The sequence below is a fragment of the Microbacterium sp. Leaf159 genome, assembly GCF_001423615.1.
In the GTDB taxonomy this organism is placed as follows: domain Bacteria; phylum Actinomycetota; class Actinomycetes; order Actinomycetales; family Microbacteriaceae; genus Microbacterium.
In genome coordinates, this window is the sequence record NZ_LMOU01000002.1 from 745,577 (window position 1) to 758,037 (window position 12,461).

Genomic DNA, 12,461 nt, shown 5'->3' on the forward strand with positions numbered 1-12,461 from the left:
CGCTATGCGCGGCCCTGCTGCCGAGTGGCGCCGCGCGTGTCGAGCGCGAGCTCCTCGGCATCCATCGCGGTCATCAGCTCGCGCATGACCTCCTCGTCGAGGTTGCCGGCGTCGCGCTCCGCGAGCAGGATGTCGCGGCGCACCTGCAGCCACCCACGCGACAGGGCGACGAGGTCGTCGTACGACGGTCTGGCCGCGGCATCCTCGACCTCCTGCGCCTCGTCGGTGTCCCTCTCGACCCTGGTCATGCGCTTGGTGAATCCGTCGAAGACGCTGAGGTCGACCTCGCCGTACTTCTGCTCCCACTCGACGCGCTTCTCGGCCAGGAACTCCTTGCCCGCCTTGCGGCTCTTCTCCCTGACCTCGGCGATCGCCCTTTCGTCGTCTTGATCGTCGACATCGCTGGCGATGCCGAGCCCACGGATCAGCAGCGGCAGCGTGAGCCCCTGCAGCAGCAGGGTGCCGACCGTCACGATGAAGGCGACGACGACGATCGCGTGCGACGGTTCGGTGTCGAGGGCGGCGAGGTCGGCCGCGGCGAGCGCTGTCGCGAGCGTGACGACGCCGCGCATTCCCGCCCACGAGATGACGGCATTGTCCTTCCAGGTCAGCTGCAGCCCGGCCATGCGGTCGCGCACGATCTTCGAGCGAAGCTCTTCCGTGCTGTAGTCCTTCCAGCGTTTCGATTCTCTGCGCCGCTCGTCGAAGGCGCCGGACTCGACCGTGCGATCCCAGCGCTCGAGTCGCTTGCGGTCTTGGAAGTTGGCCCACCCGTTCGCCGGGTACACGTAGAGCGGCCGCGTGATGAGCACGACCAGCAGTACGGCACCCGACAGCAGCAGGATTCGGCCCACCTCCTCGCCTCCGAGGTCGCTGAGGACGCGGGGGAACTGAAGGCCGATGTACGCGAACACGAAGCTCTCGAGCAGCAGGTCGGCCGACAGCCACAGCGGCTTCTCCTGCTGGCGGGTCGTGTAGTCGGTACGAGGGGAATTGAATCCGACATAGAGCCCCATCGCGACGACGGCGAGCACACCGGATCCGAGCAGGTGCTCCGCGATCGCGTAGGCACCGAAGGGCGCGAGGAGACCGAACGTCCCGATCACGACAGCGTCGTTGATGCGCATGCGCAGCTGGTGCAGCACGACGCCGAAGACGAGACCGATCGCGACGCCGACTCCGACGGCGAGCAGGAACTGCCCGACACCGTCGACGATGCCCACCGTGGCTCCGGCGATGATCGCGGCGAACACCCGGTACAGGGTCAGCGAGGTCGCGTCGTTGATCAGGCTCTCCCCCGAGAGCACCGTCATGATGCGACGGGGCAGCCCGAGTTTGCGGCCGATCGCAGCCGCCGAGACCGCATCCGGCGGCGCGACGATGGCGCCCAGCAGCAGCGCGCCCGGCAGGGTCAGCGACGGCAGGATCCACCATGCCACGAGACCGACCGCGAGAGTCGTGAGCAGCACGAGCGTGATCCCCAGCCGACGGATCTGCGGCAGGCTGCGCTTGAAGCCCACGAACGACACGTCGAGCGCGGCCGAGTACAGCAGCGGCGGCAGCACGAGGTTGAGCAGCAGGTGGCCGTCGATCTCGACGTCGGGGACGAAGGGCAGGAAGGATGCCGCGAGCGCCACCACCGTCACGAGCAGCGGTGCCGGCCAGCCGCGCCATCGCGCGATCGCCGCCACGATGACAGCACCGACGAGCACGTAGAAGATCTCGGCATCCATGGGGAAAGGCTATCGAAGCGGGCGGGGGCGGATGCCGTCATCCGCCCCCGCCGTCACCACCGGATCACGTGGTTGTAGAGGTGATCGTTGCGGGTGTCGGATGCCGCGTTGCGCAGGAACAGCGGCAGCATCGCGTCCCGCAGCGCGACGCCCAGCCTCGACTTCGTCACCCGCTTGTTGCGGTTGACCGCCCGCGCGTACGCCACGACCTCTTCGGCGCGGGGGCGTCGGTCGCTCTCATACCCGGCGAAAGCCTGCTCATGGTCGACATCGTCCCGGAGGTGCCTGGCGAGCGAGATCGCGTCTTCGAGCGCGAGCGAGGCCCCTTGCCCGGCGCTCGGCGACGTCGCATGCACCGCGTCGCCGACCGCCACGAGTCGTCCGCGGTGCCAGTGCGGCACATGAGTGAGGTCGGCGAGCGGATAGGCGCCGATCTCACCCTCGACGTGGTCGAGGATCCTCGGCACGGGCTGGGGATCGTCGGCGTGCAGCACGCGCAGCCGTCGCAGCCACTCGTCGTCGGAGACCGCACGGATGTCGTCGCGAGTGGCGTTCCGGTCGGTGACGTTGGCGAACCAGTAGACCGTGCCGTCGTCGCGCACCAGGTAGCCGAAGAACGATCTCGCCCCGAACACCATGTACTGCTCGCCAGGGGTCGGTGCGAGACCGGGCACGCGCGAGAACCCTCCGACGCTGATCAGACCGCTCGACGCCGGCGGCGGCGCATCCGGGTCGATCGTCGTGCGCACGACGGATCCGACCCCGTCAGCCCCCACGAGCACGTCGCCGCTGGCCGTGGACCCGTCTGCGAAGTGCGCGACGACCCGGTCGGCGTGTTCCTCGACGCGCAGCAGCCGGGCCCCGAAGCGGTGGTGGATGCCGGCCGCGACGACGGCATCGTGCAGCACCTCGTGCAACCAGGAGCGGCGCACCACGACGCTCCCCCGGTCGGGGTCGGCGGCGGGACCGTTCGGCACGACTCCGAGCGGGCGCCCCCGCCCACTGACCATAACCATGCGCGGGCACAGGTGCCCGTCGGCGACGAGCCGCTCGCGCAGCCCGAGCTGGTCGAGGACAGCCAGACCGTTGGTGGCGACGTTGAGGAAGAGCCCGCCGAACGGGTCGGGGGCGCTGTGCGCCTCGAAGATCTCGACCTCCCACCCGGCGCGCTGCAGGAACAGTGCGGTGGCTGGTCCGGCGACCCCACCGCCGATGATGAGCGCCTTGGGCATGGGGCGTCCCTTCGGTAGTCTGAGAACAGAAGAGAGAGTCTCGCAAATAGAGTCTCTCTGATTTAGAGAGACTACCGGATGCCTGAGAAGCCGTCAACCCGTGCTGCCGCGATCGCGCGCCAGGGTGAGGTGATGCGCGAGTTCATGGCGAGAGCGGTGCTCTTCCAAGAGGCCGTCGCGCGTTCGGGAGGCCTGAACGGCAGCGATCTGCAGGCCGTCGGGCTGCTGCTGAGCGAAGGACCCGCCACACCTGGCGAGCTGGCGGCCCGCACAGGGCTCACTGCCGGCGGCGCCGTGACCGCGATGATCGACCGCCTCGAACGCGCAGGGTTCGTGACTCGAGCCCGAGACGAGAACGACCGACGGCGGGTGATCGTCTCGGCCGTCCCCGAGGCCGTGATGGGTCGGGTCGGGCACGTGTACGGCCGGGTCGCCGAGCGATGGAACGAGTACCTCGACACGCTCACCGACGAGCAGATCGACTTCGCCAACGAGTTCCTCGTCCGTGCCGCTCGACTCAACCAGGAGGAGACCGAGGCGCTGCACGGCGCCGCGCGCCCCTGACCCGCAAGGCGGGCATCCGGTCGTTCGATCCGTCCGGATGGGAATGCGCCGAGCCCTGCTCGCGTTGGGGTCGGGGTGACTGCTCTCTCCGTTCTCGACCTCGTCCCGGTTCGCACCGGGCAGACCAGTGCCGAGGCGATCTCCGCCTCCCTGTCCCTCGCGGCCACCGCCGACCGGCTCGGCTATCGCCGCTACTGGTTCGCCGAGCACCACAACATGCCCGCCGTGGCATCCACCACTCCCCCGGTGCTGATCGCCGCAGCCGCGATGCGCACGACGCAGATCCGCCTGGGCTCGGGCGGCGTCATGCTGCCCAATCACGCTCCGCTGATCGTCGCCGAACAGTTCGCCGCCCTCGAGGCCATCGCCCCCGGCCGCATCGACCTGGGCCTCGGCCGGGCCCCCGGCAGCGACCCCGTGATCACACAGCTGCTGCGCGGTTCGGGCACGACGAGCGACGTCGAGCAGTTCCCTCGCAACGTGCAGGACATCGCCGCTCTCCTCTCGGGCGAGGGCGCGACCGTGCGCTTCACGTCTGGTGGCGAGTACACCGTGCACGCGACGCCTTCGGCCACCGGCAGCCCCGAGGTGTGGCTGCTCGGATCGAGCGACTACTCCGCCCAGCTCGCCGCATCGCACGGGCTGCCGTACGTCTTCGCGAACCACTTCTCGGGGCAGGGCCTCGAGCGCGCCCTCGACCTCTACCGCACCGGATACCAGCCGAGCGAGGAGCACCCCGAGCCCCGCACCTTCCTGACGGTCAACGTCGTCGCGTCCCCCACTCAGGAGGAGGCCGAGGCCCGCGCGCTCCCCCAGCTGCGCATGATGTCGCGTCTGCGCCTGAACAAGCCGCTGATCGCGCTCGAGACGGTTGAGGAGGCACTGGCCGCCGAGTCGGATGCCGCGACCGACCAGGTCGTCGAGGCCGCCCGCTCCCGCTGGTTCGTCGGCACGGGCGAATCCGTCGCCGAAGAGGTGCGCTCGTTCGCGACGAAGTGGGGCGTCGACGAGGTCATGCTGTCGCCCGTCGCGGGTGCCTACGAATCCGAGCCGCGCGACTCCGCCGCCGGCCGCGCCCAGACGCTGGAGCTCATCGCCGCGGCACTCTGACCGACTGCGACCCGACCCCGCGTCAAGGGCTGGTATTCCGGTGCGCCTGGGCGTAGCGTCACGAGCAACGGAAGGGGTTCGATGATGAGCACGACCAAGACCCTGGCACTCTGGGTGGCGTACGGCACGAACGGTGTCGCAGGCAGCATCCGACACGACGATGAGGGGTACACCGTCGTCATGGCGGGTTCCGATGCGGCGACGGGTACGTACCCGAATCTCGCGTCGGCGAAGGGCGCGCTGCACTCGCACATGTCGCCGGGCAGCGCCTGGCCAATGTTCCGCGAGCACTGACCCAGACGGGGAGGGCGAGGCGCAACGGTCGCGGGGTCACGCCCGCGACCGTCGTACGCTGACAGCATGCGTATCGCCCCTCTTGCCGTGACTCCCGCCATGCGGACGGCCGATGAGCATCTCGCGACGGTTCTCGCCGCGACGGCATCGCTGTCGGACGAGTCCGTGCGGGTCGAGGATGCTCTGGGCCGAACCCTCGCCGCGCCGGTGCGCGCCCGAGTGGATGCGCCACTGTTCGACAACTCCGCGATGGACGGATACGCCGTGCGGTACCCGGACGTGGCCGCGGCGACCGCCGAGCATCCGATCGCGCTGCGGGTGATCACCGATCTGCCCGCCGGGTCGACCGCCGAACCCGAACTCGGCCCGGGCGATGCGGTCCGGATCATGACGGGCGCCCCCGTTCCCCGCATGGCGACCGCGGTCGTCCCGTTCGAGCACACCCGAGACGGCCTGCAGGGCATCGACGCTCCCGCCGTGGTCACCAGGGCCCCCGCCCGCGAGGGAGCCCACATCCGCCGCCGAGGTGAGGAGATGCGAGCGGATGCCGAGGTCTCCCCCGCCGGCACAGTCGTCGGCCCCTTGCAGATGACGGCCTTCGCGGTGGTCGGCGTCGACCGCATCATCGTGAGACGACGGCCCCGCGTCGCCGTCATCTCGACGGGCAGCGAGCTCGCGCCCGCCGGCGGGACGTTCGCGCACGGCCAGATCCCCGAGTCCAACTCGGTGCTCCTGTCATCGCTGTGCACGCAGGCGGGTGCGGAGGTCATCTCGATCGAGACGGTGACCGACGAGGATGCCGCGTTCGAGGCGCTCCTCGAACGCGCGCTCGACCGCGCGGACGTCGTGGTCACCTCGGGTGGGGTCAGCGCCGGCGCCCATGAGGTCGTCAAGAATGTGCTGCGTGATCGCATCGAATTCGTCGCCGTGGGCATGCAGCCGGGCAGGCCGCAGGCGTTCGGCCGCATCGACGACACCCTGGTCTTCGGCCTGCCCGGCAATCCGGCCAGCGTCGCCGTCTCGTTCGAGGCCTTCGTGCGTCCGGCCCTCCTCGCGCTCCAGGGACGCGAGCCGCGGCACCGTCCGACGCTCCGACTCGCCGCCACGACCGGCTGGCGCAGCCCGGCAGGGCGACGGCAGTACGTGCCCGTGACGCTCGACCGCTCGGACCCCGCCGCGTGGTCGGTGCGCCCGGCGGCCGCGGACGGGTCGTCCGGGTCTCACCTCGCCGCAGGGCTGGCGCGAGCGGATGCCTACGCCGTCGTTCCCGAAGGCGTATCGGCGGTCACCGCGGGCGACCTCGTCGACGTGATGCTGCTCTCGTGACCACGAGCCCGGACACCGCGCCCGCACGGCCCGCAACGCCACGGCCCGCAACCCCACGGACCGCAACCCCACAGCCCGCAACCCCACGGACCGCGGCGATCATCCTCGCGGGCGGCCGGGCCTCTCGCCTCGGCGGCGCGGCCAAGCCGCTGCTCGACATCGACGGACGCACCCTGCTCGACCGGGCCGTGGCCGCCGTCGCCGGCTGCGAGCCGATCGTCGTGGTCGGCCCGCCGTCGCCCCTTCACGCCGACGTCGTATGGGCACGGGAGATGCCGTCCTTCGGCGGCCCCGTGGCCGGCATCGCCGCCGGCCTCGCCCTGGTCGACAGCGCCGAGGTCTACGTTCTCGCCGCCGACCTGCCGAACGCCGAGGCGGCGGTCGCAGTGCTGCGACAGCATCCACCGCTCTCGCCTGACGACAACAACGACGACGACGAGAACGCGAGCGAGAACGAAAACCACGATGGCCTCTGCCTGACCGATGCCGCGGGACGGATGCAGTGGCTGCTCGGCCGCTATCGCACCGCCTCTCTGCGCAGGGCCGTCGCCGCGCTGCCCGATGCGGGGCGCGGTGCCTCGATGCGCGCGCTGCTCGCAGACCTCGCCCTCACGGCGCGCGCGGCCGGTGACCTGGCGATGGACGTCGACACGTGGGACGATCTGGAACGTGCCCGCGCGATGATGTCGACCCACCGCCGCGACGACGCGATCGCGAGTGCATCCGACGAGGAGACGACATGACAGACAACACGCAGCATCTTCCGGTCGAGGCCCTCGAGGACTGGACCAGCGCCGCCTGCGCAGCGCTCGACATCGACCGCGAGTCGGTCGACATCGCGCTGCTCCTCGACCTGGCCCGCGATGTCGCGCACGGCGTCGCCCGCCCTGCCGCACCGCTCAGCGCCTATCTCGCGGGACTCGCGGCGGGCCGGGCCGGCGGCAGCCGCGAGAACACCGCCACGGCGGCCGCGACGATCACCGCACTCGCCGCGACCTGGCGTGCCGACGACCAGGATTCCTGAAGTTCTCTCATCGGCGACCTCCCCGATGTGATCGAGAAGTAATCGTCCGGTAATCGCACTCGTGCGGCCCTGCAACATCCGCCGCCTACGTTCAGAGCATTCACCTCTCGAACGCAGGAGCCGCGATGTCCCAGATCACCGGAAGAAGCAGCGTCGACACCCACGCCGTGACCCTCACGCGCCGCCCCGGCCGGTGGATCGACGGGTGGAACCCCGAGGACACGGCCTTCTGGGCCACCGAGGGCAAGGCGATCGCCCGGCGCAACCTCGGGTGGTCGATCTTCGCCGAGTTCCTCGGCTTCATCATCTGGCAGCTGTGGAGCATCGTCGTCGTGCTGCTCCCCGCCGCCGGCTTCACGCTGAGCACCACGGAGTCGTTCTGGCTGATCTCGCTGCCGAGCCTCGTCGGTGCGACGCTGCGGTTCCCGTACACGTTCCTCGTGGCCCGCTTCGGCGGACGCAACTGGACCATCGTCTCGGCGCTGCTGCTGCTCATCCCGGCGATCCTGCTCGGCATCGTCGTGCAGGACCCGGAGACCCCGTTCGGCGTGCTGCTCGCGGTCGCGGCCCTCGCCGGATTCGGCGGCGGCAACTTCGCGAGCTCGATGGCGAACATCACCTACTTCTTCCCGCAGAAGGAGAAGGGATGGGCGCTCGGGCTCAACGCCGCAGGCGGAAACCTCGGCACGTCCGTCGCCCAGCTCGCGGTGCCGATCGTCGTCTCGGTCACCGCCGCGTTCACCTTCAACCTGTCGCTCGCGGGGTGGATGTGGGTGCCGCTGATCCTCGTGGCGGTCTGGGGTGCATGGCGCCACATGGACAACCTGTCGTCCGCCAAGGCTGACTTCGCCGGGGCGGCAGCCGCACTGCGAGAACCCCACCTGTGGGTGCTGTCGCTCCTCTACATCGGCACCTTCGGGTCGTTCATCGGGTTCTCCAGCGTCTTCCCGAAGCTCATCGCCGACACCTTCCCCGAGTTCTCCACCTTCCAGATCGGCAGCGCGTCGCTGTCGCTCGCGTTCCTCGGAGCTCTCGTCGGCTCGCTCGCCCGCCCCTACGGCGGAAAGCTCGCCGATCGGTTCGGCGGAGCACGCATGACGATCGCCGCGTTCTCGCTCATGATCGTGGGGGCGCTCTCGCTGCTCGTCACCCTGGAGGCGAACAGCTTCGCGCTGTTCCTCGGATGCTTCCTGCTGCTGTTCATCGCGGCAGGCGTCGGCAACGGCGCGACCTACCGGATGATCCCCAACGTCTTCGCCGCCCGGGGCGCCGCGACCGCGGGTGACGCACTCGCTGTCAGCACCCAGCGCAAGGGCGCCGCCGCCCTCGGTCTGATCTCGGCGATCGGGGCATACGGCGGATTCGTGATCCCGCAGGTTCTCGCCGCCGCGAAGAGCGGCACGGGCTCGTACGCACCGGCGTTCGGCGGATTCGTCGCCGCCTACGTCGTGCTGCTCCTGATCACGATCTTCGTCTACGCGATCCCGCGCCCCTCCCTCGCCGGACACCGGATCTGATCATGTCCGAGCGCATCGTCGTCATCGGAGCCGGGCCCGTCGGCATCCGGTTCGCCGAGGAGCTCCTGCCCCTGGTGGCCGAGGGACGGGCGACGGTGACCGTGCTGGGTGCCGAGACGGCAGACCCGTACAACCGGGTGCTGATCGCCGAGCTCGCGGTCGGCGAGGCGACCGCCGACGAGCTGACCCTGGCGACCGCATCCGCCCTGCCCGGGGTGGACCTGCGCCTGGGAGCCCGCGTGATGCGGATAGACCGGGATGCGCAGACGGTCGAACTCGCCGAAGGATCGGCTATCGGCTACGACCGGCTCGTCTTCGCGACGGGCGCACGCTCGATCATCCCCTCCCTCGACGGGCTCGAGACGCTCGGACCCGACGGCACGGGACTCGACACCCGGCTCACCACGGGCGTCTGCGTGCTGCGCGACCTGTCGGATGCCGAGAAGGTGCGCGCGGTGGTCGAGAGCGGCGGCCGTGTCGTGGTGCTGGGCGCCGGGGTGCTGGGCATCGAGCTCGCGATGCTGCTCGCGGACGCCGGGGCGATCCCCGCGGTCGCGCACTTCGGTCCGATGCCGATGCCCCGCCAGCTCGATCGCGGCTCGGCCTCGATCCTGTCGACCGCACTGGCCTCGGCCGGCGTCACCCTGGTGCCGCACACCCGCGCAGAAGGAGTGATCGGCGTCGAGGGCGATGACGGCATCCGCCGGTTCCGCGCGCTCGCCAGCTCCGACGGCAAACGCATCGAGGGAGACCTGCTCGTGCTCTCGTGCGGAGTCCGGGCACGCACCGAGCTCGCCGAGGCGGCGGGCCTGCGCGTCGGCAACGGTGTGCTCGTCGACGCCTCGCTGCGGTCGTGGTCGGATCCGCGCATCCACGCGATCGGCGACTGCGCGCACGTCGCCGACCCCGCCGAGTTCCTGCACGAGCGCCAGGTGCCGGGCGGGCCCGCAGGCCTCGTGGGTCCGGGATGGCGGCAGGCGAGCTGGCTGGCCGCGTCGATCACGGCCGAGCTCGACAGTGCCGACGAGCACCCGGGCGAGTACACCGACGAGCATCCCGGCGTCGTCGTGCTCAAGGGCGAGCTGGTCGACATCGCCTCGGCCGGAGACGTGTCAGCCGATCCCTTCGCGCCGGTCCCCGCCGGGGAGGACGCCCCCGGCGTCGCGGTCTGGGCCGACCCCGAGCACGGCACGTACGTCAAGATGGCGACGCGCGACGGCATCCTCACCGGATTCGTGGCGGTCGGGATGCCGCGGGCCGCCGCCGAACTGAGCGTGCTGTATCTGCGTGGCGGCGAGCTGCCGGCCGACCGGTCGCTGCTGCTGCGGCTCGACGACCCCGACGCGGACGCGGTCGCACCCGCCGGCCGCGACGCGACGCTGTGCATCTGCAACGCGGTCACCGTGGGGCAGATCGAGGATGCGATCGACGACGGATGCTCGTCGGTCGCCGCGGTCGGCGACTGCACCCGCGCCGGCACGGGATGCGGTGGATGCCGCGCCCGCATCACCGAGCTGCTGCACGCGCACGCGGGAGCCGTCGCATGACCGACACCCACTGCCCCTACTGCGCGCTGCAGTGCGCGATGACGCTGACGCCCACAGCCCCGGCCATCCCGACCGCCACCGCTGACCGCACCGCCCTGCCGGTGACCGTCGCCGGGCGTGACTTCCCCACCAACCGCGGGGGCCTGTGCAAGAAGGGCTGGACCTCGGCCGAGCTGCTCGCCGACACTGGGCGCCTCACCACTCCCCTGGTGCGCGGAGATGACGGCGAGCTGCATCCGGCAGAGTGGGATGCCACGCTCGACCTGATCGCCGCGCAGCTGCGACGGATCGCCGCCGAAGACGGCCCCGACGCGGTCGGCGTCTTCGGGGGTGGCGGCCTCACGAACGAGAAGGCCTACCAGCTCGGCAAGTTCGCCCGCATCGCGCTGCGCACCTCGCGCATCGACTACAACGGCCGCTTCTGCATGTCGTCGGCCGCCGCTGCCGCCAACCGCTCGTTCGGCATCGACCGCGGCCTGCCGTTCCCGCTGACCGATCTCGACACCGCCGAGACGGTGCTGCTGCTGGGTTCGAACGTCGGAGACACGATGCCGCCGTTCGTGTCCCACCTGCAGGGTGCCCGGGCTCGGGGCGGTCTCATCGTCGTCGACCCGCGGCGGAGCTCCACCGCCCGGCTCTGCGCCGACGGCGCGGGCATCCACGTGCAGCCGGTGCCCGGCAGCGACCTCGCCCTGCTGCTGGCGCTGACGCACGTCGTGATCGCCGAAGAGCTGTTCGACGACGGGTATGTGCGGCAGCGAACCTCGGGCATCGAGGCGCTGCGCCAGTCGGTGTCGGCGTGGTGGCCCGAGCGCGCCGAGACCGTCACAGGGGTTCCGGCGCGCAGCATCCGCGAGCTCGCGCGCACGCTGGCCCGCTCCGACTCGACGTACATCCTCACCGGTCGCGGCGTCGAGCAGCACGTCGACGGCACCGACACCGCGACAGCCGCCATCAATCTCGCTCTGCTGCTCGGGCTGCCCGGCACGCCCGGCTGCGGCTACGGCACGCTCACGGGGCAGGGCAACGGACAGGGCGGACGCGAGCACGGGCAGAAGGCCGACCAGCTGCCCGGCTATCAGTCGATCAGCGACCCGACGGCGCGTGCGTCCGTCGCGGCTGTCTGGGGTGTCGACCCTGACGACCTGCCCGGGCCCGGAGTGCCGGCCGTCGAGCTGCTGCAGAGCGCCGGCCTGCCCGGTGGCGTGCGGGCGCTGCTCGTGCACGGCTCGAACGTCTTCGTCTCGGCGCCGAACGTCGCCACAGTGCGCGAGGCGCTCGGTCGACTCGACCTGCTCGTCGTGTCGGACTTCTTCCTCTCCGAGACCGCGAAGGCCGCCGACATCGTGCTCCCCGTGCTGCAGTGGGCCGAGGAGGAGGGCACCATGACCAACCTCGAAGGCCGGGTGCTGCGTCGCCGTCGCGCGATCGACGCCCCCGCCGGGGCCCGCAGCGAGCTCTGGATCATGGCCGAGCTCGCCCGACGCCTCGACGCCCCGGGCACCTGGAGCCTCGACCCGTCAGAGGTGTTCGACGAGCTCGCCCGGGCGTCTGCCGGGGGCCGCGCCGACTACTCGGGCCTCAGCCATGCACTGCTCGACCTCGGCATCGAGGCGCACTGGCCCTTCCCCGTGGGCAGCCTCGGGACCCCGCGCCTGTTCGCCGACCGCTTCGCGCACGCGGACGGGCGGGCGAAGCTCGTCGCCGTGCGGGCGCGCTCGCATCCCACGGCGAGCGCGGATCGGCTGAACCTCGTCACCGGACGCCTGCTCGAGCAGTATCAGAGCGGTGCGCAGACCCGCCGTATCCCCGAGCTCACCGAGAAGCGCCCGGCCCTCGTGGCACAGCTGCACCCCGCCACGGCCCGCCGGCACGGGATCGGCGAGGGCGACGGCATCCGCATCTCGAACTCCCGCGGCGCACTGCAGGCGCGGGCCGAGCTGACGCACGACATCAGGCCGGACACGGTGTTCCTGCCGTTCCACTACCCCGATGCCGAGAGCGCCAACCTGCTCACCAGCGACCAGGTCGATCCGCACTCGGCGATGCCGGAGTTCAAGCGGGCGCTGGTGCAGGTCAGCGCGGTCTGAACCGTCCGGCGACCCGCGCGTCGC

11 protein-coding genes are annotated in these 12,461 nt (G+C 71.0%); 9 read left to right on the plus strand and 2 right to left on the minus strand.

Annotated features, from left to right (window positions below):
* Positions 1-2: 2 nt before the first annotated feature.
* Both ASF80_RS17275 and ASF80_RS17280 read right to left on the minus strand, forming a co-directional pair.
* Positions 3-1,733: a cation:proton antiporter gene (locus ASF80_RS17275; RefSeq protein WP_056313355.1), complete on the minus strand. Its 1,731-nt coding sequence runs from the start codon at positions 1,731-1,733 to the stop codon at positions 3-5.
* A gap of 53 nt (positions 1,734-1,786) precedes the next feature.
* Positions 1,787-2,965, minus strand: coding sequence for an FAD-dependent oxidoreductase (locus ASF80_RS17280; RefSeq protein ID WP_056313357.1), 1,179 nt, complete (start codon positions 2,963-2,965; stop codon positions 1,787-1,789).
* A gap of 78 nt (positions 2,966-3,043) precedes the next feature.
* Between ASF80_RS17280 and ASF80_RS17285 the strand changes: the two genes are divergently transcribed.
* The 9 genes from ASF80_RS17285 (at position 3,044) to ASF80_RS17325 (ending at position 12,437) form a co-directional block, all read left to right on the plus strand.
* The gene (locus tag ASF80_RS17285; RefSeq protein ID WP_056313359.1) at positions 3,044-3,529 is read left to right on the plus strand and encodes a MarR family winged helix-turn-helix transcriptional regulator; all 486 of its coding nucleotides are present in this window, start codon (positions 3,044-3,046) and stop codon (positions 3,527-3,529) included.
* A gap of 75 nt (positions 3,530-3,604) precedes the next feature.
* A complete protein-coding gene (locus tag ASF80_RS17290; protein WP_056313361.1) occupies positions 3,605-4,639 on the plus strand; it encodes an LLM class flavin-dependent oxidoreductase in 1,035 nt (344 codons plus the stop codon).
* A gap of 84 nt (positions 4,640-4,723) precedes the next feature.
* Positions 4,724-4,933 carry a hypothetical protein gene (locus tag ASF80_RS17295; RefSeq protein ID WP_056313719.1) on the plus strand — a complete coding sequence of 70 codons (210 nt, stop codon included), beginning with the start codon at positions 4,724-4,726 and terminating at the stop codon, positions 4,931-4,933.
* Between the two features lie 66 nt (positions 4,934-4,999).
* The gene (glp, locus tag ASF80_RS17300; RefSeq protein WP_235560036.1) at positions 5,000-6,259 is read left to right on the plus strand and encodes a gephyrin-like molybdotransferase Glp; all 1,260 of its coding nucleotides are present in this window, start codon (positions 5,000-5,002) and stop codon (positions 6,257-6,259) included.
* On the plus strand, positions 6,256-7,002 hold the full coding sequence (locus ASF80_RS17305; protein ID WP_082488449.1) for a molybdenum cofactor guanylyltransferase: 747 nt from the start codon (positions 6,256-6,258) through the stop codon (positions 7,000-7,002). The genes glp and ASF80_RS17305 overlap by 4 nt, the downstream gene beginning before the upstream one ends.
* Positions 6,999-7,283: a DUF6457 domain-containing protein gene (locus ASF80_RS17310; RefSeq protein ID WP_056313365.1), complete on the plus strand. Its 285-nt coding sequence runs from the start codon at positions 6,999-7,001 to the stop codon at positions 7,281-7,283. The genes ASF80_RS17305 and ASF80_RS17310 overlap by 4 nt, the downstream gene beginning before the upstream one ends.
* A gap of 125 nt (positions 7,284-7,408) precedes the next feature.
* Complete coding sequence (locus ASF80_RS17315; RefSeq protein ID WP_056313368.1) at positions 7,409-8,800, plus strand: MFS transporter; 1,392 nt, start codon at positions 7,409-7,411, stop codon at positions 8,798-8,800.
* 2 nt (positions 8,801-8,802) lie between these two features.
* A complete protein-coding gene (locus tag ASF80_RS17320; RefSeq protein WP_056313370.1) occupies positions 8,803-10,347 on the plus strand; it encodes an FAD-dependent oxidoreductase in 1,545 nt (514 codons plus the stop codon).
* On the plus strand, positions 10,344-12,437 hold the full coding sequence (locus tag ASF80_RS17325) for a molybdopterin oxidoreductase family protein (RefSeq protein ID WP_056313372.1): 2,094 nt from the start codon (positions 10,344-10,346) through the stop codon (positions 12,435-12,437). Before ASF80_RS17320 ends, ASF80_RS17325 begins: the two co-directional genes overlap by 4 nt.
* Positions 12,438-12,461 lie beyond the last annotated feature (24 nt).